The sequence below is a fragment of the Microbacterium sp. lyk4-40-TSB-66 genome, from assembly GCF_030209475.1.
GTDB lineage: Bacteria > Actinomycetota > Actinomycetes > Actinomycetales > Microbacteriaceae > Microbacterium.
This window is the reverse complement of sequence record NZ_JARVRW010000003.1, coordinates 395,349-417,806: the sequence shown is the minus strand read 5'-3', so window position 1 is coordinate 417,806 and position 22,458 is coordinate 395,349. Positions and strand designations below refer to the sequence as shown.

Genomic DNA, 22,458 nt, shown 5'->3' with positions numbered 1-22,458 from the left:
ATGCGCACCACCCTGCGTACCGCCGGCGTCGCCGCCCGCGCGATGCTCGTCTTCACCGCCCTGCTCGGTGTCGGTTACATGCTGTTGATCACCGCCGTCGGGCAGGTCGCCCTGCCCTTCCAGGCGAACGGGTCGCTGGTCCGCTCGGCCGACGACCGGGTCGTGGGCTCGCAGCTTCTCGGCCAGTCGTTCGCGGATGCCGACGGCACCGCCCTCCCGCAGTACTTCCAGTCGCGTCCCTCGGCCGCCGGCGACGGCTACGACTCCGCCGCCTCCAGCGGATCGAACGGGGGACCCGAGAACGACGACCTCATCGCCGCGATCGAAGAGCGCCGGTACGCGTTCGACGCCCTGAACGGCTCCGGCGCGATCCCGGCCGACGCCGTCACCGCCTCGGGTTCGGGCCTCGACCCCGACATCTCCGTCGCCAACGCCGAGCGCCAGGTCGCGCGGGTCGCCGAGGCCCGTGGCATCCCGGTCTCCGACGTGTCCGCGCTCGTGGCGGAGCACACCCTGCCGCGCGATCTGGGTTACCTCGGCGACCCGCGCGTGAACGTGCTCGAGCTCAACCGCGCCCTCGACGCGCGCTGAGCGACGAGAATCAGGGACATGCGTCTGTCACCCGCCGCCGTCGCGCTCCCCGCGCGGCGGCGGCGCCGTGCGCCGGAACCTCCGTTCAGTGTCCAGGACACGCCGCACGCGGCGCGCGCAGGCGGCGTGTCTTGGACACTCAACGGGCTTCGCGCCGGCACCAGCGCCGGGGCAGGCACGACGGCATCCCGGCGGCCCCCCTTGTCGAGTGTCCAGGACACGCCGCACGCGGCGCGCAGAAACGGCGTGTCATGGACACTCGACGGGGCGAGCGAGAGGTGCGCGCCGTGAAGCGCGGGCGTCTGCGCGTGCTGCTGGGCATGGCGCCCGGCGTCGGCAAGACGTACGAGATGCTCGAAGAGGGCCGGCGCCTGCGCGACGAGGGCCGCGACGTCGTCGTCGCGATCGTCGAGACGCACGGCCGCGCCGCGACCGCAGCCCAGGCCGAGGGCCTCGAGGTCGTCCCGCGTCGTGATGTCGCCCACCGCGGGGTCTCGCTCGACGAGATGGACCTGGACGCCGTGCTCGAGCGGCATCCGCACATCGCCCTCGTCGACGAGCTCGCCCACACCAACGCCCCCGGCTCGCGCAACGGCAAGCGCTGGCTCGACGTCGACGAGCTGCTCGCCGCGGGCATCGACGTGATCACCACCGTGAACGTGCAGCACATCGAATCCCTGAACGACGTGGTCGAGAAGATCACCGGGGTCGTGCAGCGCGAGACGGTCCCGGATGCCGTGGTGCGCGCCGCCGACCAGATCGAGGTCGTCGACCTGGCACCGCAGTCGCTGCGGGACAGGCTGGCGGCGGGTTCGGTCTATCCCGCGGAGCGCATCGACGCGGCATTGTCGAACTACTTCCGCCTCGGCAACCTCACGGCGCTCCGTGAGCTGGCGCTGCTGTGGCTGGCCGACGAGGTCGACTCGGCCCTGCAGCGGTATCGCTCCGAGCACGGCATCGAGGGCTCGTGGCAGGCACGCGAGCGCGTGGTCGTGGCGCTCACCGGCGGCCCCGAGGGCGAGACGCTGCTGCGCCGTGGCGCGCGCATCGCCGCGCGATCGTCGGGCGGCGAGCTGCTCGCCGTTCACGTGACGTCGCAGGACGGACTGCGCGCGAGCACCCCCGGCGATCTCGCCCAACAGCGAGCCCTCGTCGAGACGCTCGGCGGCACCTACCACCAGGTCGTCGGCGATGACCCCGCGACCGCCCTGGTCGACTTCGCCCGATCGGTCAACGCCTCGCAACTGGTCATCGGCGTGAGCCGGCGCGGCCGCGTCGCCGCGGCGCTCACCGGTCCCGGCATCGGCGCGACCGTCATCCGCCTGTCGGGTGACATCGACGTGCACATCGTCAGCCACGCGCGCGCCGGCGGCCGCTTCGCCCTCCCCCGGCTGACCGGCCCCGCGCTGAGCGCCAAGCGTCGCATCCTCGGCTTCGTCACCGCCATCGTCGGTGGTCCGCTGATCTCGCTCCTGCTGCTGTCGACCGGCTCCGACGACTCCATCGCCGCGGACGTGCTGGTCTATCAACTGCTCGTCGTGATCGTGGCGTTGATCGGCGGCATCTGGCCCGCGGTGTTCGCCGCGGTGCTGTCGGGCCTCACCCTCAACTTCCTCTTCATCGAGCCGCTGTACACCGTGACCATCAGCAGCGCCGCCAACGCGATCGCCCTCGTGCTCTACGTGATCATCGCGATGCTGGTGAGCATCGTCGTCGACCAGGCGGCCCGGCGCGCCCGCGCCGCCCGCCGCGCCTCCGCCGAGGCGGAGCTGCTCGCCACGGTCGCGGGCAGCGTGCTGCGCGGCGAGAGCGCGGTCCCCGCCCTCATCAGCCGCGCGCGCGAGGCGTTCGGTCTCGCGGGCGTGCGTCTGATCGCCGCCGACGGTCATGCCATCGCCACCGACGGCGAGCCGGTGCGCGACGAGCGATCGACCACCGTGCCGGTCGGCGTCGACCGGGCGGTGCTCGAGCTGCACGGCCGCGACCTCGACGCGAGCGAGCGCCGCCTGCTCGACGTGGTCGTCGCGCAGCTGGCCGCGGCCCTCGAACGCACCGACCTGGCCGAGACCGCCGCCGAGGCGGGAGCCCTCGCCGAGACCGATCAGGTGCGAAGCGCCCTGCTCTCAGCCGTGAGCCACGACCTGCGCCGTCCGCTCGCCGCAGCCGTTGCCTCGCTCGGGGGGCTTCGGGCCGCGGGCGATCACCTCTCGGACGACGACCGCCGCGAACTGCTCGAGACCGCCGACGAGAGCCTCGCGACGCTGTCGGTGCTCGTGACCGACCTGCTCGACGTGAGCCGCGTGCAGGCCGGTGTGCTCGCGGTGTCGCTGACCGAGGTCGACGCCGCGGGCGTCGTGCTGAGCGCGCTCGACGAACTCGATCTCGGACCGGATGCCGTAGAGCTCGCGCTCGATCCCGACCTGCCGGCGCTCCGCGCCGACGCGGTGCTGCTGCAGCGGGTGCTCGTCAACGTGCTGACGAACGCCGAGCGGTACACGCCCGAGGGGCGGCGCGTGCGCATCGCGACGAGCCGCCTGGGCGGAACCGCCGAGATCCGGGTGATCGACCACGGCCCCGGCATCGCGGCCGAGCGGCGGGAGGACATGTTCTCGCCGTTCCAGCGCCTCGGCGACACCGACAACACCGCCGGTCTGGGGCTGGGCCTCGCCCTGTCGCGCGGGTTCGCGGAGGGCATGGGCGGAACGCTGACCCCCGAAGACACCCCCGGCGGGGGCCTGACCATGGTCGTCTCGCTGCCGGTGGCCGCCGAGGGCGCCACCGGCGACCCGTACACGCGCGACTCCGTGCGCTCGTCGCGGCCGATGTCGTCTCCCGACGCAGGGCGTACGGCTCCCGCGACGTCGTCCACCTCGGCCGACCGGTCCGCCTCCGCGGCGTCGCCCGCGGAACGCACGGCATCCGAGCTCGGAAAGGGCGCCCCGTGAAGATCCTCATCGCCGACGACGATCCGCAACTCGTGCGCGCCCTGCGCATCACCCTCGCCGCACACGGTTACGACGTGGTCGCCGCGGCCGACGGCGCCGCGGCGATCACGCTCGCAGCTCAGGCGCATCCCGACATCGTGCTGCTCGACCTGGGGATGCCGCACCTCGACGGTATGCAGGTGATCGAGGCGCTGCGCGGCTGGACGACCGCGCCGATCATCGTCGTCTCGGGCCGCACGGGCTCGGCCGACAAGGTCGAAGCCCTCGACGCCGGTGCCGACGACTACGTCACCAAGCCGTTCCAGATCGATGAGCTGCTCGCCCGCCTGCGCGTGCACGCGCGCCGCTCGGTGCCCTCGAACGGGGAGTCGGTGGTGCGTTTCGGCGACGTCGAGGTCGACCTCGCCGCCAAGGCCGTGCTGCGGGACGGGACGCGCGTGCACCTGACGCCCACGGAGTGGCGGATGCTCGAGTTCCTCGCCCGCAACCCGGGCTCGCTCGTCACCCGGCAGACGCTGCTGAAGGAGATCTGGGCCAGCGAGCAGGTCGCCGATTCCGGATACCTGCGCCTGTACATGTCGCAGCTGCGCAAGAAGCTCGAAGCCGATCCGTCGGCGCCGGTGCACCTGCTGACGGAGCAGGGAATGGGATACCGCCTCGTCGTGTGACGGCTGACTCGGGGGTGACGCGTCGGTCAGTCGTCGGAAAGGCCCCGAATCCAGCGGTGGGGATCGATCTGGAACGACGAGTGGAGACGGACGAGCGTTTCCAACGTGGGATTCGCCCAGGGATAGTGCGAGAAACGCGCGCGCTCGATTCGGCCCAAAGCCGGAGGCGCGATCCCCGCCCTCAGGGCAGCCTCTTCTTGGGAAAACCCCAAGCTGTGACGAGCATTGTGTACTTCGATTGCGAGATTGCGCGAAAGTCGTGCGCAAAGAATTTCGTGCTCGGATCCGACGGAGGGTCTAGTCAAGGCAGCCCCGGTTGCTGAACGAACGTTAACTCTTGATCTTCGCTCACGCCCGAATCGGGACCCAGAACATATATGTGTTCGTCGCAGGGCGGGATTCGGCGCGCATGTGCTCGTCGGTGACCGTCCAGCGGTCCGGGAGGTGCCGCCCCGCGGAGGAGGACGCGGCGCCGACGTGACGCCGATGACGAGAACGTGCACGCCCCCGGTGGCCCTCCACCGCGGAGATTGCTCCCCCGCGTCACCTCGACGCGACGTGGCCTCGCCCGACGAGGAACAGCCCGGGGGCGCAAGCCGCGGGACCGCACCCCCGGGCTGGCGGGCGCCCCATCGCGCTCACTGCGGCGGTGAGCCTTCCCGCGCACGACTCAGGGCGACCTGCGAGAGGAAATCGACGACGGCGGGTTCATCCGGGAGCGCGAGGGTCTCACCGTCGACGACCAGTTCGAACGCCCCGTTCGTGCCCGGTCGAATGCGGACGGGACTGGCCCGGGAGCCGATCTCCCACCCGTCTCCCTGTCGCGCGGGGCGCCACCCGTGGATGCGCATCAGGATTTCGAGCGAGGGCGTCCGATTTTCGCGGCTCATGTCTGTCATCCGGGCATATTAGTGCGCGGAAATTGCGGCGGAATTTCTCTTTCTCGGCACAAAAGTGCATACGGAATGAGATTTTGGAATTAGTGCATCCGCGACCGTCGAGCGCAAGTACAAACAATTACTCGTCTTCGCACCTTCACATGCGACCTATTCATTTCCGCACCCGCGATCGCCCTAATGCGGGCTATTGATGCAGGTGGAGCGCCGTCGTCGGCCGACCTCCCGCTCGAGCGGCCGTCGCTCCCCCGCGCACCTTCCGGGGCGGCTCGGCGGCGGCGCGTCCGGTCGACTCAAGAGGCGGACTCGAGGGGTGCGAGGTCGTCGTCGTCGCAGGCCTCGAACTCCGCCTGCACCCGTGCGCACCGGCAGGCGTAGACGATCGAGTGCAGCAGCATCACCGGACTTCCCCGAGGGTGTGGCATCCGGGGCAGGGGACGGCGATGCGGTCGCCCACCCGCACGTCACCGGGGAGCACGACCGTGGCGCACGCCTCGCTGCCGTGGGCGTCGACCACCGCGAAGGGCTCGTCGTACGCGTGCGACACGCGGCCGCGCAGACGCGCTTCGCGCCACACCACGTCGAGTCCCGCCGCGCAGGCGTCGAGGCGCAAGGTGTCGGGGCCGGCGTCCACCACCGTCGCCACGATCACCGTCGTCGACAGCGTCGCGGATGCCACCCCGCCCGACGCCGGGATGACGGCGGGTCCCGTGCACACGCAGGGCGTGCCGCAGATGTCGGCGTACCGGCCGACCGACATCGCCCGCACCGTGACGTCGTCGAGGGTGGGCACGGATCCCGCGGGCCACGCCGCGGGATCGAAGGGCGCCGGCTTGCGGGATCGGAGGGTGGGGAGCAGGGCCGTGAGGGTCATGTCATCCGGTCTACGCGCGGGCAGGTCGGCGATCGACGATCCTTACGATTCGCGTGCGAGCGCCGCGGGGAACCTCACGGCGCCCAGCCGAGCCGAACTCCGGATCGATAGGCGTCGACGCGTCGGATCGGCCGGCGCGCGGCCCCCGGCACGTCATTTCTCCGCAGTTCGGTACCGCCCTCTTCCTCCACGTCCCCGGCACGTCCGGTCCATCCGACGCGCCCCGCCCACGCGCACCGGCATGGCCCCGCTCCCCCGCTGCGTGACGGTCTGCAGCCGACCGGCGCGCGCTCATCACGCGTAGCCTGGAGGGGTGACACTCCCCTTCGACGTCGCCGCCGTGCGTGCCGACTTCCCGATCCTCGACACCGAGATCGACGGCCGGCCCCTCGTGTACCTCGACTCGGGAGCGACCAGCCAGAAGCCGCGTGCCGTGCTGGACACCGAGCGCGAGTTCCTCGAGCGCGCGAACTCCGCCGTGCACCGCGGTGCGCACACGCTCGCGGCCGACGCGACCGAGCTGTTCGAGGAGGCACGGGTCACCGTCGCCGCGTTCGTCGGCGCCGAGCCCGAGCAGCTCGTGTGGACCTCCGGGGCCACCGGCGGCCTGAATCTGATCGCCGGCTCCCTCGGCTACGCGGGGCGGCTCGGTGCGGGCGACGAGATCGTCGTGACCGAGGCCGAGCATCACGCGAACCTCATCCCCTGGCAGGAGCTCGCCGCCCGCACGGGTGCGCGGCTGCGCCACATCCCCGTGCTCGACGATGGCATGCTCGATCTGCACGCCGCGGCCGAGCTCATCGGCGAGCGCACCAAGGTCGTCGCCTTCCCGCACGTGTCGAACGTGCTCGGCATCGTGAACCCCGTCGCCGAGCTCGTGACGCTGGCCCGCGGCGCCGGTGCGCTGACGGTGCTGGACGCGTGCCAGTCGGCTCCGCACCTCGCGCTCGACCTGCCGGCATCCGGAGTCGACCTCGCCGTCTTCTCGGGGCACAAGGTCTACGGGCCCTACGGCATCGGCGCCCTCTGGGGTCGCGACGAGGTGCTCGAGGCGCTGCCGCCCTTCACGACCGGCGGATCGATGATCACCACCGTCACCCTCGACGGGGCCGAATACCTCCCGCCGCCGCAGCGCTTCGAGGCGGGCACGCAGCCGGTGTCGCAGGCGGTGGCGCTGGCGGCCGCGGTGCGCTGGCTGGGCGCGCACGATCCCGCCGCCGCTCACGCCCACGAGGCGACGCTCGAGACGCGCATGCGCGAGGGACTGCGCTCGATCGACGGCGTCCGTCTGCTCGGAGACACGGATGCCGCCGAGCGCATCGCCCTGCAGGCTTTCGCCGTCGACGGGGTGCACGCGCACGACGTGGGCCAGTTCCTCGATTCCCGGGGCGTGGCCGTGCGCGTCGGGCACCACTGCGCGCAGCCGCTGCACCGCCGGTTCGGCCTGACCGCGTCGGTGCGCGCGAGCGCGGCGATCCACACGACCGAGGAGGAGATCGACACACTCCTCGACGCCGTCTCGGGCGTTCGCGGGTTCTTCGGTGTCGCGGCGGTGACGGCGTGAGCGGGCTCGAGTCGCTCTACCAGGAGCTGATCCTCGACCACGCGAAGAACCGCCGCGGCTTCGGCCTCGCCGAGCCGGGCGCGCACAGCGCGACGGTGCACCAGCGCAACCCCATCTGCGGTGACGAGATCACGCTGCGCGTCGACGTCGACGGCGACCGCGTGGCATCCGTCACCTGGGAGGGCGCGGGATGCTCGATCTCGCAGTCGTCGGCATCCATGCTCGTCGCCCTGCTGCAGGAGGACGGGGGAGAAGACGGGATGCCGATCGCCGACGCCACCGCGCTGATCGGGCAGTTCCGCGAGGCCCTGCGCTCGCGCGGCAGGATCCCGCTCGACGAGGAGACGTTCGCCGACGCCGCCGCGCTGTCGGGGGTGTCGAAGTACACCGCGCGCGTGAAGTGCGCGATGCTCGCGTGGGTCGCGCTCGAGGAAGGGCTGCGCCGGGCCTGACGCGGAGTCGGGCGCCCTGGTGCCGTGGTCCGGCGCCCGTGGCCGGCCGCGTGCGCCCGTTGAGTGTCCACAACACCCGGACGTCTGCGGAAACCGTCCGGGTGTTGTGGACACTCAGCGCGAAAACCTGGCCGCCCGCGCGGCCGCCGCCGCAGCGGTATCCTGCGTCCACACCCACGAGAGGACGGATGCCATGGCGGCAGGCGGAGCGGGATTCAGCGACGAGGAACGCGCGGCGATGAAGCAGCGCGCCGAGGAGCTCAAGGGCACGAAGGGCCTTAAGGGCGCGGCGAAACTCGAGAAGGAGAACGGGGCCTGCCTCGAGGCGATCGACAAGCTCGAAGGCGTCGACCGCGAGATGGCCGAGCGCCTCCACGTCATCGTGCTGGAGGAGGCGCCGCACCTGACGCCCAAGACCTACTACGGCTTCCCGGCCTACGCGAAGGACGGCAAGGTCGTCGTCTTCTATCAGCCGGCCTCGAAGTTCAAGACGCGCTACGGCACGGTCAGTTTCGACGACACCGCACACCTCGACGACGGTCCGATGTGGCCGGTGTCGTTCGCGGTGGTCGAGGTGACAGCCGAGGTCGAGAAGACCGTCCGCGACGCCGTCCGCCGGGCCGCCCCGGCGGAGTGACCGCATCGCGCCGATGCATCGGGGGGCCTCCCGCGCCATCCCTTGACGCCCCGGACACGGGCGCCTTGGCTGGGGGCACCCCCGCGTCGCTCACGACCGAATCCGGCCGCACGTCGTGTCGGGTGCCGCTGCGGGTCCACCCGCAGGGCGCGACCAGGTCGGGTCGACCGGCCGGAGAGGACGACGATGTCCGGTAACAAGGCAGTGGCGTACAAAGAACCCGGAGTGGTGGAGGTCATCGACACCCCCTACCCCGAGTTCGAACTCAAGGACGGCCCGGGCGTCAACCCGGCGAACGTCGGCCGCAAGGTCCCCCACGGCGCGATCCTGCGCACCGTCTCCACGAACATCTGCGGTTCCGACCAGCACATGGTGCGCGGTCGCACCACCGCCCCCGCGGGTCTCGTGCTGGGCCACGAGATCACCGGCGAAGTGATCGAGGTCGGCCCCGACGTCGAGTTCGTCAAGGTGGGCGACATCGTCTCGGTGCCCTTCAACATCGCGTGCGGACGCTGCCGCAATTGCAAAGAGGGCAAGACCGGCATCTGCCTGAACGTGAACCCCGACCGCCCCGGCAGTGCCTACGGCTACGTCGACATGGGCGGGTGGGTCGGCGGTCAGGCCGAATACGTGCTCGTCCCGTACGCCGACTGGAACCTGCTGGTCTTCCCCGACCGCGAGCAGGCGCTCGAGAAGATCCTCGACCTGACGATGCTGTCCGACATCTTCCCCACCGGGTTCCACGGCGCCTACACCGCCGGCGTCCGCCCGGGATCGACCGTCTACGTCGCGGGTGCGGGTCCGGTCGGCATCGCCGCGGCCGTCGGTGCGCAGCTGCTGGGCGCGGCGGCGGTGCTCGTCGGCGACCTCAACGCCGAGCGTCTCGCGCAGGTGCGGTCACTGGGCTTCGAGAGCGTGGACGTGTCGAAGGGCGACCCGCGCGATCAGATCGACCAGATCCTCGGCACCCCAGAAGTGGATGCCGCGGTCGACGCGGTCGGCTTCGAGGCGCGCGGACACGGCTCCGACTCCTCCCACGAGGCTCCGGCGACGGTGCTGAACTCGCTGTTCGACGTCACCGCGGCCGGTGGCGCCCTCGGCATCCCGGGTCTGTACGTGACGGGCGACCCGGGCGGCGTCGACGAGGCCGCGAAGGTCGGCTCGCTGTCGCTGCGGCTCGGTCTCGGCTGGGCCAAGTCGCTGTCGTTCACGACGGGCCAGTGCCCGGTGATGAAGTACAACCGGCAACTGATGATGGCGATCCTGCACGACAAGGTGCAGATCGCGAAGGCCGTCAACGCCACCCCCATCGACCTCGACGACGCCCCGCAGGGCTACGCCGACTTCGACAAGGGCGCCCCGCGCAAGTACGTGCTGAACCCGAACGGGTACATCAAGAGCTGACGCCCCGCCGGAGCTCGCAGAACGGCGCGATGCTCGCAGTTTTCCCCGCGGAATCTGCGAGCATCGCGCACGACTGCGGGCTTCGGCGCGCGGGCGCGCGAGCCCAGGTCCGCGCGCGACCGCAGGCGCGGGGACCGGCGAGCCCACGCGGGAGCGGGATACCGCGGCCCGGGGGCAGCGGCATCCGGTTCACGCCAGGACGACGCGCTCCATCCGCTCGAAGCTCTGCTCCATGCCGTCGACCATGCCGGTGGCCAGGACGGCGTCGCGGGTGGTGGCATCCGGGTACTCGATCAGCAGCGTGACCAGGGTCGCACCGTCTTCTTCGTAGAGCGACAGGTCGTTCGTGGTGGAGGGCCAGTCGGTGCCGGTCATGTGCTCGGTCTGCACGATGCGCCGCGGCTCGTCGATGAGCAGCGTCTCGCCGTCGAAACCGAAGCCCTCGCCCTCTGTTCCCGCCTCGGGCTCCCAGGCGATGCGGTAGCGGCCGCCGACCGAGACGTCCACCTCGCTGACGCTCATGCGCCACCCGTCGGGGCCGAGCATCCACTGCCGCATCAGCTCGGGTTCGACGTGCGCGCGCCAGACGAGCTCACGCGGGCCGTCGATGAGACGGGTGATGCGCACGTGCTGGTCGTCGAGGATCTCGAGCTGCGTGCCCTTGCCCTGCGCGAACTCCCGCAGGCCCTGCAGAACGGCGTCGAGCTGGTTCATCGCCATGGTCGAGCCTTCGACGGCGCCCATCGCGATGACCTGCTCGAGGGCGTCGGCCGAAGCGAAGTGACTGACGTTCGAGAGCCGCGAGCCCTCGGGCGTGGCCTCGAACGCGAAGACCATTCGCATCGACGGCATCCCCTCGATGGGGTCTCCGTCGGCGTCGGCGAAGGAGTCGATGACCTCGAATCCGCGGGGCTCGTCGATCGCGGTGAACTCCCACGCGCCACCGGCGCGCTCCCCCTGCGGAGAGGTCATGTGGTACTTCGCGTGCCCGCCGACGGTGAAGTCGAAGGCGTCGAAGGTCGCCGGCCAGCCGGGGGGACCCCAGAAGCGCTCGAGCTGGCGCGGGTCGGTGAACACCGCCCACAACCGCTCCGGGCCGACGGCGAAGTCGGCGACGAGGGTCATGGTGAGCGCTTCGGCGTCGCTCTCGACGGATGTGACGGGCATGACGACTCCTTCGTCGGGTCAGGGGTGAGAGGGTTCGGTCGGCGGGGTGGATGCCGTGGGTTCCGGCTCGGCCAGCAGGGCGTCGAGCCGGTCGACGCGTCCGCGCCAGAGGTCTTCGTACGAACGCAGCAGGCGCTGCGCCCGAGCGAGCGCGGCAGGGTCGGCACGCACGAGTCGCACCCTCCCCTCCGCACGCTTCGTGATGAGCCGCGCCTCGGCCAGCACGGCGATGTGTTTCGACACCGCCGCGAACGACATCGCGTACGCCGCCGCCAGCTGGGTCACCGACTGCTCGGAGACGAGCGTGCGCCGCACGATGTCGCGTCGCGTGGCATCGGCCAGGGCGTGGAAGACCCTGTCGATGTCGGCGTCGCTCTGTTGTTCAACCATTTGGTTGTACGTTAACGCGTGTTCACGGCGCACGCAAGAGCGGTTCGAGTCTTCGCCCGCGACACCCCGACGGCATCCGCCACGTGCGACCGCGGAAGGCACCTGAAGGTGCCTTTTGTACGTCCCGGCCGACCCGCGAACAATGGCGATACGCACTGCCAGTGCGGTGGGGAAGAGGGCGAGCCACCCGCGCCCGACCGCAGACGAGAAGGAACCACATGCCCACCATCGCCATCATCGGAGCAGGAACCGGCCTGGGGCTCGCGATCGCCCGTGTGTTCGGAGCGAAGGGCTTCGACGTCGCGCTCATCTCGCGTACCTCCGCGAAGCTCGACGCCCTGGTCGACCAGCTCGCCGCCGAGGGGATCACCGCCGCCGGCTTCCCCGCCGACGTGCTCGATCGACCCGGACTGCGCTCCGCGCTGGCGGCCGTCAAGGAACGCTTCGGCACGATCGACGTGCTGGAGTACTCCCCCGCCGATGCGTCGGCGGGTCCGCTCGCCCCGGTCGACATCCGCGAGGCGACGCCCGAGAACGTGCAGCCCCAGATCGAGTACTACCTGTACGGGGCCATGGCCGCGACCGACGAGGTGCTGCCCGACCTCCTCGAGGCCGGAGCCGGCACGCTGCTGTTCACGAGCGGCGCGGGGTCGATGTACCCCGTCGCGCAGTACGGGAACGTGACGGCCGGAGCCGCGGCGCTGCGCAACTGGGCGCTCAACCTCGCTCACGCGATCGCGGGAACGGGCGTGCACGTCGCATACGTCGCGATCGGGGTCCTCATCGCCGATGAGGCACCCGCGCCGGGCTACGACGTGCTCCCGGCCGCCGACATCGCGCCGATGTACTGGGACGCGCACGAGACCCGCGCGGCGCACGAGATCGTCGTGCGGAAGTAGCGGCCCGGCTCAGCCGTCGGCCGCGGTGGAGCCGTGCGACTTCACCCGGCCGACCCCGGTGCGCTCGTGCGCGAGACGGCTGGCGGCCACCGCCTGGTGGTTGGTCGCCGCCCACCTCGCCATCGACAGCACGGCATCCTGGAGCGAGCGTCCGAGATCGGTCAGTTCGTACACGACGCGCGGGGGGACCTCGGCGAACGCGGTGCGCGTCAGCAGCCCGTCGCGCTCGAGTGCCTTGAGGGTCACGGTGAGCATGCGCTGCGAGATCCCCGGAATGCTCGCCTGCAGATCGGAGTAGCGCAACGGCCCGGTGGCGAGGGTGCTGATGACGAGCGTCGTCCACTTGTCGCCGATGCGGTCGAGGACCTCGCGGATGAATGCGCTCTCTTCGGGCCACGCCCGGCACGGGCCGCTCACGATCCTCGCCGTCGTCGCCATGGGACGCCTCTCCCGGGTGCCCAGTCGTGTGGCAACCGCACTCATCGTAACCATCGGCGGATGGGTGGCGCGGGCCGTCGGAGGCCGTCAGGACTGCGCGACCAACGCCTCCAGCGGCCCGTCGGGCAGCACGACCCAGCCCTCGCGACGGGCGACCGGCAGGATCTCGGATGCCGGATGCTCGAACAGTCCGAGCGCACCGGCGCGGGTCGCGAGGGCCGCGATCACGGCGTCGAAAGCATCGGCCTTGGCGACGGCGAGTGCAGCGAACGACCCGGTGTCGAACCACGGCGCGCGCTCCCGGAGCGTTTCGAGCAGGACGGCGCGGCGGGTGGCATCCACTCGGTACCCCGTGGTGTCGAACCCCCATCGCCGCAGCGCGCCGCCGGGGTAGACCTCGAACAGGCGCCCCTCCGCCGCCCGGTCGACCGCGAACCCGACGTCGGCGAGTCGGCGCAGCAGGCCCGCGCCGCGCAGGGCCGTGACCCCGAGGCGGTCGGTCGAGACGCTCAGGGGCCACCGACCGATGCGGTCCTTCACGACGTGGTCGGTGTGGCGGTACACGAGCGGTCGACGCCAGTCGGCGCCGCCCTCGACGGGCCCGAGCGACGGTTCGACACCGGCGTGGTGCGCCTGCACGAAATCGGCGAACGCGTCGGGCCACCCGAGCGGGCAGTCGACGCCGAGCCACGCCTCACCGGAGGTGACGGATGCCACGATGTCGGCATCCACGATCCCGATCTCGAGCCGCGTCAGGCGAGCCCCGCCGTCGGCCCAGACGACCTCGGCGAGCGCGGTGCCGGGCGCCGAGGCGGCGAGATCGACTCCGACGGTTCTCATCTGTTCGAGCCTAGGCGGGCCGGGACGTCGAACGGCCCGGACCACCGCGAGGCGATCCGGGCCGTTCGACCGGGGGGATGCGAGGGGTCACCCACCCAGGAAGGGGACGACGAAGAGCGCGATCGTGATGACGGGTCCGATCACGACCATCGAGAGTCCCCAGATCGTGAGGTGCCTGTAGAGCCGCGGGCGTTCGCTTTCGTGCGCCGACGCCACGATGGTGGCACCGGTGGTGCCGAACGGTGCGCAGTCGACGAGCGAGGCCGAGATCGCCAACGCGTAGATGAAGCCGGTCATCTCGAGACCGCCGCCGGGCAGCAGGAGCGGAACGGCGAGCGGCACCAAGGCGCCGATGATGCCGATCGTCGAGGCGAAGGCCGACACGAGACCGGCGATGATGCACAGCACCAGCGCCGCGATGAGCGGCTCGTTCACCGACCGCGCGAATTCGCCCAACTGGTCGATCGCGCCCAGACGGGTGAGCACGCCGACGTAGGTGATGATGCCGCCGAGCAGCAGGATCGTGTTCCAGTCGACCTTCGCGAGGCCCTCGCGACCCGCCTTCGGGTTGATGAAGGCGAGCAGCACGGCCAGGGTCAGGGCGACGGCGCCGAGGTTGAGGTCGACGTCGTTGAGCGTGAGCGTGAAGAAGGCGATGACGAGCACGGGGATGGAGATCAGCGTCATCAGCTGGTAGCCGGTGAGCTTCTGCGTCGCGGTCTGCTCGAGCAGGGCCGTGCCACCGCCGCGGGGGCGCGTGCTGAAGCCGGTGCCGGCGACACCGCCGGAGCCGCCGGTGCTGAGGCCCTCGGAAGCCGTCTTGGCGGCGCGACCGCGGGCGATGAGCTCGCGTCCACCGAACAGGAGGAAGGCGACCGCGACGACCACGGTGTTGATGCCGACCGAGAGGCCGAACATGAGCGCCGCGTTGTAGGGGATGCCCGCCGAGGTGGCGACGGTGAGCACGGTGATGCCGACGATGCTCGTCGGGGCGAGCGCGCCGCCCACGATGGCCGAGCTCATCGCGATGCCCATCATCGTGGAGTGGATGCGGTGCTTGTGCGCGAGACTCATCGCGATCGGCACGAGCGTGAAGGCCGCGTGCGAGGTGCCGAGGCAGGCCACGAGCGTCCCCACGGCGAACATCGCCCAGGGGATGAGGGCGACCCGATCGCCGATCAGGCGCACCGACTTGTCGACGAGCCAGTCGATCGTGCCGACGGCCCGTGCGATGCCGAAGAGGTAGGTGATCCCGAGCAGGATGAGCAGCGCGTCGACGGGGAAGCCGCCGAGCACGTCGTCGAGCGACTCGCCCACCAGCAGCACGCCGATGACGCAGGCCGCCACGAGCGCGAGCGCGCCCATGTGGACGTTGCGGATCGCCGAGACGGCGAACACCGCGACGAGCACGATGAGGGCGATGATCTCCACGCTCACGAGGTCGCCTCGCGCGGGGGCAGGGGGTGGTGGGGGCAACGGTGCATCGTCGTCGATCTCCTGGGTGGTCGAGGGTGAGGTCAGGCTCCGAGCGCGAGCCCGGAACGGTAAGCGGATGCCACGGGCTCGTGCACGCCGTCGAGGTCGTCGAAGCGCACGAGCTCGCCCGCGGCGACGTCGCGGCGCAGGTGCGCGCCCGACAGCAGGTAGTACGGGGCGATCTTGCCCGCGTCGGGGGCGACGATGACCGGCGCGACACCCGAGATCTCGTGGTGGTGGCCCTCGACGCGGAACGGCGTGCCGGCGGCGAGGGCGGTGGAGGCCCGGGCGGCGAGCACCGTGTGCTGCCGGGATTCGACCGTCGTCGCGGTGCCCTCGAACGCGGCGGCGATCGTCAGGGGGGTCTCGACGCCCATGAAGTGGTACGGCCAGTAGATGCAGGCGTACCGCCCGTTGCGGCTGACGACGTGTCCTTTGCCGCGCAGGATCTCCCACGTGACGTCGTCACCGGTGCGGACGATCGCGAAGACGCCCCCGGCGAAGCTCGCCTCGCCGGGGAGTCGCAGCATCGAGAACACGTCGATCACGCCCGTGGACTCGAGGATGCCGCCGTCCGCGTGCTCGGCGTAGACGTCGGCGAGCTCGTCGGGGCGGACGACCGGGTAGTGCATCGTCTCGACGTCGGGGGTCGCGCCGGTGTACAGCGAGACGACGTTCATCTCGCACGAGTCGGCGGCCGCGGCGCGCTTGAGGCCCGAGACCGCGTCCCGGCGGGCGGCGAGGGTGGCGCGCAGATCGTCGCCGTGGCCGAGGAGGTCCGCCAGGGCGGGCGCGTGCTCCTCCACGCCGTTCTGGTTCACGACGCCGGTTTCGGGATCGAACACGAGGTCGTACTCGCCCGATTTGCCGAGCGCGACGATGTCGAACCCGGTCGCGAGCACCCAGTCGACGAGACGCAACAGGTTGGCGGGCTGGTCGCCGTCGCCCGGCAGGTAGCGCAAGCCGCGTTCGCGGGCCTTGGCCCCGAGCGCGACGCCGGCGATGGTCTCGACCTCCTTGCTCACCATCACGACGTGCACGTCGTGGTCGAGGGCGGCATCGGCGTAGGCGAATCCGGCGTCGATGCGACCGGTGGCCTCCACGAGCACGTCGACGTGCGACCAGGCGACGTGCGCGGCGTCGGCGATCAGTGCCGTGCGCCCCGCGTCGACCGCGGCGACCGCAGCGGCGGCATCCGTGACCACGACGACGTCACCGCCCGCGACGCCGAGGTCTACGAGCATGCGGCGGACGCCCTCCACGTCGGGGTCGACGAGCTGGGCGGCCGTCATGTCGGGAAGGCGACGGAGCTGGTCGAGCAGCGTGCGTCCGTAGCCGCCGTTCGCGCCGGTCACCGCGATGCGGATGGGGCTCTGACGGCGCTGTGCCGAGCTGTGGATCACCGTTGTTCCTCTTACGTCGTCGAAAGTCGTGGGATGCCGGGGGTGCGCATCGGGTGCTCGGCAACTGTAACGCCGACTCACAAATTGTCAAACTATCTTCCCAAATATTCACATACACTGGAAGGAGATCGCCTCCGCGGTCTGCACCCGACGAAAAGGTCCTCCATGCATTTCGGCGCCATCGCTGACGACTTCACCGGCGCGACCGACCTCGCCACCGCGTTGCGGGAGCGCGGCCTGCGCACCGCGGTCGTCATCGGCGAGAACGACATCCCCACCGGCCACGACGCGGTGGTCGTCGCCCTGAAGTCGCGGACGGCACCGGTCGCCGCGGCGGTCTCGACCTCGCTCGCCGCCGCCGACCGCCTCCTCTCCGCGGGCGCCGACCGCCTGTACGTGAAGTACTGCTCGACCTTCGACTCGACCGACGAGGGCAACATCGGCCCGGTGCTCGACGCGGTCGTCGGGCGCGCGGACACCGACCGCACGATCGTCGTCCCCTCGTTCCCCGCGAACGGGCGCACGGTGCGCGACGGCATCCTCTTCGTCGACGGCGTGCCACTCGAGGACTCCCCCATGCGCCATCACCCGCTGACACCCATGACGGTCTCGCGGGTCAGCAGGATCCTCGCTCCGCAGACCGGCGCCGACCTGACCGAGATCGGACTCGACACCGTCCGCCGCGGCGAGGGGTCCCTGCGCGAGGCGATCGATCTCTCCCGCCCGGGTTATCTCATCGTGGATGCCGAAACGGAGGCGGACCTCGCCGTGATCGCCGCCGCGTCCCGCCACCTACGGGTGCTCTCCGGGGGAGCCGCGCTCGCGGCGCACCTCGACGCCCCCGCCGCCGTCGATCGCGCACCCTTCCCCGCGGTCGGTCCCGGCCGGCTCGTGGTGTGCGGTTCCGCGTCGGCGGCCACCCGCGCGCAGATCGCCGACGCGATCGCGCGCGGCGTGCCCGCGAGAAGAGTGGATCTGGATGCCGCGATCTCCGACCCCGACGCCGAGATCGCTGCCCTCACCGCGTGGGTGCGGAGCGTGCCCGCGACCGCGGTGCCCCTCATCTCATCGGTCGCCGAGCTGACGGACATCCGCCACGACGCCTCTGCGACGGCCGATGCCGTCGAGCGCGTCCTCTCGGGCGTCGTCGCCGACCTCGTCGCGCGCGGCGAGGTGCACCGTGTCGTGGTCGCAGGAGGCGAGACGAGCGGGGCCGTCGTGCAGGCGCTCGGCATCTCGACCCTGGAGATCGGTCCGCAACTCGCGCCGGGGGTGTGTTGGAGCGCCGGGGAGACGGCATCCGGAGACACCGTGGCCCTCGTGCTGAAGAGCGGCAACTTCGGCGCCACCGATCTGTTCACCGCGGCGTGGGGAGTCCTCGCATGAGCGCCGTCGATGATCTCATCGCCGCCGGCCGCGTCCTCGTCGAAGCGGGACTCAGCCCCGGCACCTCGGGCAATGTCAGCGTGCGCGAGGGCGATCGGCTGCTGATGTCGGGCACCGGTACGCGCCTCGGCGCCCTCGCGCCCGACGACATCGCCGTGCTGACCCTCGGCGGCGAGCACGTGAGCGGCACCCGTCCCTCGAAGGAGGTGCCGCTGCACGTCGCGATGTACGCCCGGAACCCGCAGCACGACGCCGTCGTCCACGTGCACTCCCCGTCGACCGTCGCGGTGTCGTGTCTGGAGCCCTGGGCCGCGCACACGGCGGTGCCGCCGCTGACGCCCTATTCCCTGATGCGCGTGGGGCAGGTGCCGCTGCTCGACTTCGTTCCGCCGGGAGACCCCGCCATGGGCGACCTCATCACCGACTGCCCGTTCCCGTTCCACGGGGCACTGCTGGCGAACCACGGCGCCGTCGTGAGCGGACCGGATGCCGCGTCGACCGTCGACAGCACGGTGGAGCTCGAAGAGGCGTGCCGCATCACCCTGCTCACCGACGGGCGCCGGCGACGGCTCATCGCCCCCGAGCGAGTGGCCGAGATCACCGCGCGCTGGGGGACCCCGTGGACCGCGACCGTGTCAGTAAGCTGAGCGGGACCGAAGGACGACGATGAGCGAAGCCGCCCCGATGATCCCCGATCAGCGCCGGGAGAGCATCGTCCAGGCGCTGCATCGCGAACGCGTCCTGAGCTTCCGCCAGCTGAGCGACCTCGTCGGCGTCAGCCAGATGACGGTACGCAGAGACGTCGCCGTCCTCGAGGAGCAGGGTCTCGTGCAGGCCACGACCGGCGGTGCGAAGCTCGCCACCCGTCTCGTGCTCGAGCCGTCCCGTGCCGAGAAGGCGACCAGCGAGATCGCCGAGAAGACGGCGATCGCCCGCGCCGCGTCGCGCCTGGTGCGCGACACCATGACGATCTACCTCGACGCCGGTACCACCGCCCAGGCGATGCGGCCGTTCCTCGAGCACGTCAACGACCTGACCGTCGTCACGAACGACATCGCGACGGTGCAGGCGTTCCTCGACCATCCGAGTGCCGATCTCATCTCGGTCGGCGGCCGGGTCGACCGGACGAACCTCTCGACCATCGGACGCCTCACGCGTCTCACCCTCGCCGAACTCTCGCTCGACCTGGCCTTCATCTCGTCGAGCTCGTGGGACCTCGGTCACGGCGTCACCACCCCGGTCGAGGCGAAGGTCGAGGCCAAGCGGGCCGCCGTCGAGGCGGCGGAGCGGGCCGTGCTCATCGCCGACAGCTCGAAATACGGCCGCTTCGCCAAGTACCGCGCCCTGCGTCTCGCCGAGCTCGCCGAGGTCATCACCGACGGCGCCCTGCCCGACGGCGCCGCGCACGCGATCACGGCGGCCGGCATCGAGGTCGTCCGGGCCTGAGGCGCAGCGTCAAGGCAGCCACGAATCGGCGCGCGACCTGGGAGGATCAGGCCATGGCAGACGACGACCTCCCCGATTCGCTCGAACCGGCGATCGACGTCCCGCCGCGCGATGAACCGCCTCCGCCGCCCACGCCGAAGGGCGACATGCGCGTGCCCTCGGTGGTCGCGATCGTCTCGGGCGTCGTGGTCATCGCGTGGTACATCTTCGTCGTCACCGCCAGCGCGATCTCGGAGATCGACAATCTGCCCTGGATCCAGATCGGCATGTGGGTGCTCGCGGGGGTGTCGTTCGTGTGCGGCATCGTGAGCCTCAACGCCCGCATGGCGCGAGAGCTCGCCGCGGCGGGATTCATCGCGGGCGTCGCGGCCGGTCTGCTGTCGATCTCGATCGGGTTCTTCAGCGGTATAGAGCTCCTGAACTGACACGACGGGGCGAGCGCGAGCGCCGACCCTCGGAAGGCGGCCGGGTCGACGACGGAATACCGCGGTCGTCTGACCGGTTGCCGCTGGCATGACGTCGGAGCCCGCCCTCGAACGCGCCCTGTCGAGCATCGACGTGCGGCCCGGCCGCGCCTGGCAGCGCACCCTGTCCGAGCGGGAGCGGCTTCGGCTGGCTCGCGGTGCCGCAGCGCTCGTGTACGTCCGGCGCGGTGAACTCACCGGCCGAGCACCTGAACGACCCGCGTGCACGGTCGACGCCCCGTCGGGCGCCGCTGCCGCGATCGAGGGCGAGCGCACACTGCTCGCCGGCGACGCTTTCCTCTCCCTCGGATGCCACGCCCTCGCGCTCACGTCGCAGTCCGGCGCCGAGGTGACGGTCGTACCGCTGGAGGTCACGCCGACCGCCGACACCCGCGCCCTTCCGGCCGTGGTGTTCGTCAGCGGCTTCGCCCATGCCGAACCCGCGGCCGCCTCACTGGCCGCGCACCTCGGCATCCCCGCTCCGGGGGCACCTTCCGACCGGGAGGGGGACGAGACGATCTGCAAGCTCATGGTGATGACGGTGCTGCTGTCGGCCCTGCGGGCGTGGGCGTCGACCGAGCGGGCGTCGACCTGGCCTCCGCGGAGCGACGATCCGTTCCTCTCGCGTGTCGTGGCGGCGGTCTCCGCCGACCCCGGGCACGAGTGGACGATCGACCAGCTCGCCGCCCTCGGGGCGATGTCGAGGTCGGTCTTCGCGGCCCGGTTCCGCCGGGTGTTCGGCAGTTCACCGGCGTCGTACGTGACCGAGGTGCGCATGCGGCGGGCCAAGGAGCTCCTGGAGGCGGGCACCCCGGTGTCGCAGACCTCACGGGCGCTCGGCTACGCCTCCGACGAGGGCTTCCGTCGGGCGTTCCGCCGTCACGCGGGCGTCGCGCCGTCGGAGTGGCGGGCCGGGCGGCGCGAGCTCGCGGTCTGACCGCGGGCGGCACCTGCGCGGGACGGCGGGTGGCCGTCGGGGCCCGGCGCCGGGGGGCGGTGGACGGTTTGGGGCGTGATCCGCTCTTTGGGGCAGGCCTCCCCCGCCCCGAAGAGCGAAACGCGCCCCGAACCCGCTCTCCCGCGCCGTCACCCCGGCGCTACGCCCGCACTCCGCCCGCGCCGATCAGGCTCGCCAGCCCAGCGCCACGCCGCTTGCGCGCCCACCCGGCCCCGGCCCCGGCCCCGCGCCGCGCGCCGGTCACGCTCCGGCCCCGCGCCGTTCGCGCACCGACAGCCCGAAGAGCACGGCGCCGATGACGAGCAGCGCGATGCCGATGGCATCCACCGTCACGACGCTCGTCGCGTCGACGAGGATGCCTCCTACGCCCGCCGCGATCATGATGGCGAGCTGGAAGCCCGTGACCACGAGGCTGCCCCCGGCTTCGAGGCGGTCGGGCATGCGGTGACCGACCCACGTGTTCACGATGATCAGCCACGACGAGAAGAAGAAGCCCCACGCGATCACGGCGATCGCGACCACGACGATCGCTCCGGGCAGCAGCATGACGACAGCGATCGCCAGCGCGATCACCAGGGGGCCCACCACGGCGAGGCGGGCGAAGGCGCGGTCGACGACGACCCCGACAGCCAGGTTGCCGACGACTCCGCCGACGCCGAACAGGGCGAGCAGCAGCACGATCGTGCCCGCATCGACATCGGGGATGCGCTCCAGCGACAGACGCACATAGGTGTAGGCGACGAAGTGTCCGAGCACGACGAGGACGTGTCCGATCATGCCTCCGCCCACGCCGGGTCGGCGGAGCGTGTCGAACAGGATGCCGAGGCTCGACGCCGCAGCGGGCGGCACGGGCGGCAGGGCGAGCCGCACGGCGACGCCCACCGCGGCCGTGACCACGGCGATGGCCAGGAACGCCAGGCGCCAGTCGAGCACCTCGCTGAGCGCCACGCCGATGGGAACGCCCGCGACGGTCGCGAGCGACACGCCCGCCGAGCCGAACATCATGGCGCGTCCGATGCGGTCGGGGCTCGACAGGCGCGCCGCCACCGTGATCGACATCGACCAGAACCCGCTGATGGCCGCCCCGAGCAGGAAGCGGGCGACGAGGATCGCGGGAAGGCTCGGGGCGAGGGCCACCACGAGGCTCGACACCGTCGCCGCGGCGGCCGCGGCCACCAGCAGCGTGCGGCGGTCGAGGCGTGGGAGTAGCAGCCCCACCGTGGGGGCGAAGAGCAGCCCCGCCAGCGCGGTGACGGTGACCGTCTGTCCCGCCTGACCGGGGGTGACACCGAGTGAGGCGGCCATCTCGGTGAGTACGCCGTTGGGGAGGAACTCCGCGGTGACGAGCAGAAAGCTCAGCAGCATCACGACGACGAGTCCGCCGTAGCGCAGCGTCGACGGTCCGGCGACGGGCGTGGGAACGGGAGCGGTGGTGGTCATGCTTCGATGCTCGCCGTTCGCGGCGCCCGGCGCCGGGCCGATCGTCCGCGGCATCCGACCGTTCGTCCGGTGCTCCGACTCGCGACGCCCCGGGCCGCCGTGTGACGGGCCACGTATCAG

The 22,458-nt window shown here is 71.4% G+C and carries 23 protein-coding genes; 13 read left to right on the top strand and 10 right to left on the bottom strand.

The features are described 5' to 3' along the window. The 3 genes from kdpC to QRO03_RS07005 all read left to right on the top strand — a co-directional run bounded on the left by kdpC (window position 1) and on the right by QRO03_RS07005 (window position 4,204). The gene (gene kdpC, locus QRO03_RS07015) at window positions 1-591 is read left to right on the top strand and encodes a K(+)-transporting ATPase subunit C (RefSeq protein ID WP_285136800.1); all 591 of its coding nucleotides are present in this window, start codon (window positions 1-3) and stop codon (window positions 589-591) included. 287 nt (window positions 592-878) lie between these two features. Then, entirely contained in the window at window positions 879-3,536 is a 2,658-nt protein-coding gene (locus tag QRO03_RS07010; protein ID WP_285136916.1) for a DUF4118 domain-containing protein, read from the top strand. Beyond that, on the top strand, window positions 3,533-4,204 hold the full coding sequence (locus tag QRO03_RS07005; RefSeq protein ID WP_285136799.1) for a response regulator: 672 nt from the start codon (window positions 3,533-3,535) through the stop codon (window positions 4,202-4,204). The genes QRO03_RS07010 and QRO03_RS07005 overlap by 4 nt, the downstream gene beginning before the upstream one ends. A gap of 26 nt (window positions 4,205-4,230) precedes the next feature. On the opposite strand, the gene QRO03_RS16385 is transcribed toward QRO03_RS07005, so the two are convergent. The 3 genes from QRO03_RS16385 to QRO03_RS06995 form a co-directional block, all read right to left on the bottom strand. After that, window positions 4,231-4,707, bottom strand: a complete 477-nt coding sequence (locus QRO03_RS16385) for a helix-turn-helix domain-containing protein (RefSeq protein WP_350224124.1) — start codon at window positions 4,705-4,707, stop codon at window positions 4,231-4,233. Window positions 4,708-4,842: 135 nt separating this feature from the next. Continuing rightward, window positions 4,843-5,103 (bottom strand): hypothetical protein, encoded by a 261-nt coding sequence (locus QRO03_RS07000; protein ID WP_285136798.1) that lies wholly within the window; start codon window positions 5,101-5,103, stop codon window positions 4,843-4,845. 394 nt (window positions 5,104-5,497) lie between these two features. Beyond that, window positions 5,498-5,974 carry a hypothetical protein gene (locus tag QRO03_RS06995; protein WP_285136797.1) on the bottom strand — a complete coding sequence of 159 codons (477 nt, stop codon included), beginning with the start codon at window positions 5,972-5,974 and terminating at the stop codon, window positions 5,498-5,500. Between the two features lie 313 nt (window positions 5,975-6,287). On the opposite strand from QRO03_RS06995, the gene QRO03_RS06990 reads away from it, so the two are divergent. The 4 genes from QRO03_RS06990 (at window position 6,288) to fdhA (ending at window position 10,031) form a co-directional block, all read left to right on the top strand. After that, window positions 6,288-7,538: a SufS family cysteine desulfurase gene (locus tag QRO03_RS06990; protein WP_285136796.1), complete on the top strand. Its 1,251-nt coding sequence runs from the start codon at window positions 6,288-6,290 to the stop codon at window positions 7,536-7,538. Continuing rightward, window positions 7,535-7,990 (top strand): Fe-S cluster assembly sulfur transfer protein SufU, encoded by a 456-nt coding sequence (gene sufU, locus QRO03_RS06985; RefSeq protein WP_285136795.1) that lies wholly within the window; start codon window positions 7,535-7,537, stop codon window positions 7,988-7,990. The genes QRO03_RS06990 and sufU overlap by 4 nt, the downstream gene beginning before the upstream one ends. A 193-nt stretch (window positions 7,991-8,183) precedes the next feature. Beyond that, window positions 8,184-8,627 (top strand): hypothetical protein, encoded by a 444-nt coding sequence (locus tag QRO03_RS06980; protein WP_285136794.1) that lies wholly within the window; start codon window positions 8,184-8,186, stop codon window positions 8,625-8,627. 186 nt (window positions 8,628-8,813) lie between these two features. Continuing rightward, the gene (fdhA, locus tag QRO03_RS06975) at window positions 8,814-10,031 is read left to right on the top strand and encodes a formaldehyde dehydrogenase, glutathione-independent (RefSeq protein ID WP_285136793.1); all 1,218 of its coding nucleotides are present in this window, start codon (window positions 8,814-8,816) and stop codon (window positions 10,029-10,031) included. Window positions 10,032-10,220: 189 nt separating this feature from the next. Here fdhA and QRO03_RS06970 read toward each other — a convergent pair whose 3' ends face one another. Next, entirely contained in the window at window positions 10,221-11,198 is a 978-nt protein-coding gene (locus QRO03_RS06970) for an SRPBCC family protein (protein ID WP_285136792.1), read from the bottom strand. Between the two features lie 18 nt (window positions 11,199-11,216). Beyond that, entirely contained in the window at window positions 11,217-11,588 is a 372-nt protein-coding gene (locus QRO03_RS06965) for an ArsR/SmtB family transcription factor (protein WP_285136791.1), read from the bottom strand. 218 nt (window positions 11,589-11,806) lie between these two features. Here QRO03_RS06965 and QRO03_RS06960 point away from each other — a divergent pair, with 218 nt between their 5' ends. Next, entirely contained in the window at window positions 11,807-12,487 is a 681-nt protein-coding gene (locus QRO03_RS06960; protein WP_285136790.1) for an SDR family NAD(P)-dependent oxidoreductase, read from the top strand. Window positions 12,488-12,496: 9 nt separating this feature from the next. Here the strand turns inward: QRO03_RS06960 and QRO03_RS06955 are convergent, their stop codons facing one another. The 4 genes from QRO03_RS06955 to QRO03_RS06940 form a co-directional block, all read right to left on the bottom strand. Further along, window positions 12,497-12,925, bottom strand: a complete 429-nt coding sequence (locus tag QRO03_RS06955) for a winged helix-turn-helix transcriptional regulator (protein ID WP_285136789.1) — start codon at window positions 12,923-12,925, stop codon at window positions 12,497-12,499. 87 nt (window positions 12,926-13,012) lie between these two features. Beyond that, complete coding sequence (locus tag QRO03_RS06950; protein ID WP_285136788.1) at window positions 13,013-13,765, bottom strand: DUF429 domain-containing protein; 753 nt, start codon at window positions 13,763-13,765, stop codon at window positions 13,013-13,015. An 87-nt stretch (window positions 13,766-13,852) separates the two neighbouring features. Next, window positions 13,853-15,202 (bottom strand): SLC13 family permease, encoded by a 1,350-nt coding sequence (locus QRO03_RS06945; RefSeq protein ID WP_285136787.1) that lies wholly within the window; start codon window positions 15,200-15,202, stop codon window positions 13,853-13,855. Window positions 15,203-15,282: 80 nt separating this feature from the next. Then, window positions 15,283-16,644, bottom strand: a complete 1,362-nt coding sequence (locus QRO03_RS06940; protein ID WP_285136786.1) for a homoserine dehydrogenase — start codon at window positions 16,642-16,644, stop codon at window positions 15,283-15,285. 165 nt (window positions 16,645-16,809) lie between these two features. Between QRO03_RS06940 and otnK the strand changes: the two genes are divergently transcribed. From otnK to QRO03_RS06915, 5 genes are all read left to right on the top strand, one after another. Then, window positions 16,810-18,030, top strand: coding sequence for a 3-oxo-tetronate kinase (gene otnK / locus QRO03_RS06935; protein WP_285136785.1), 1,221 nt, complete (start codon window positions 16,810-16,812; stop codon window positions 18,028-18,030). Then, window positions 18,027-18,677: a class II aldolase/adducin family protein gene (locus QRO03_RS06930; protein WP_285136784.1), complete on the top strand. Its 651-nt coding sequence runs from the start codon at window positions 18,027-18,029 to the stop codon at window positions 18,675-18,677. Before otnK ends, QRO03_RS06930 begins: the two co-directional genes overlap by 4 nt. 19 nt (window positions 18,678-18,696) lie before the next feature. Next, window positions 18,697-19,476, top strand: coding sequence for a DeoR/GlpR family DNA-binding transcription regulator (locus tag QRO03_RS06925; RefSeq protein ID WP_285136783.1), 780 nt, complete (start codon window positions 18,697-18,699; stop codon window positions 19,474-19,476). Window positions 19,477-19,529: 53 nt separating this feature from the next. Next, entirely contained in the window at window positions 19,530-19,901 is a 372-nt protein-coding gene (locus tag QRO03_RS06920; protein WP_285136782.1) for a hypothetical protein, read from the top strand. A gap of 88 nt (window positions 19,902-19,989) precedes the next feature. Next, a complete protein-coding gene (locus QRO03_RS06915; RefSeq protein ID WP_285136781.1) occupies window positions 19,990-20,877 on the top strand; it encodes a helix-turn-helix transcriptional regulator in 888 nt (295 codons plus the stop codon). A 261-nt stretch (window positions 20,878-21,138) separates the two neighbouring features. Here QRO03_RS06915 and QRO03_RS06910 read toward each other — a convergent pair whose 3' ends face one another. Continuing rightward, on the bottom strand, window positions 21,139-22,338 hold the full coding sequence (locus tag QRO03_RS06910) for an MFS transporter (RefSeq protein ID WP_285136780.1): 1,200 nt from the start codon (window positions 22,336-22,338) through the stop codon (window positions 21,139-21,141). Window positions 22,339-22,458: the final 120 nt, after the last annotated feature.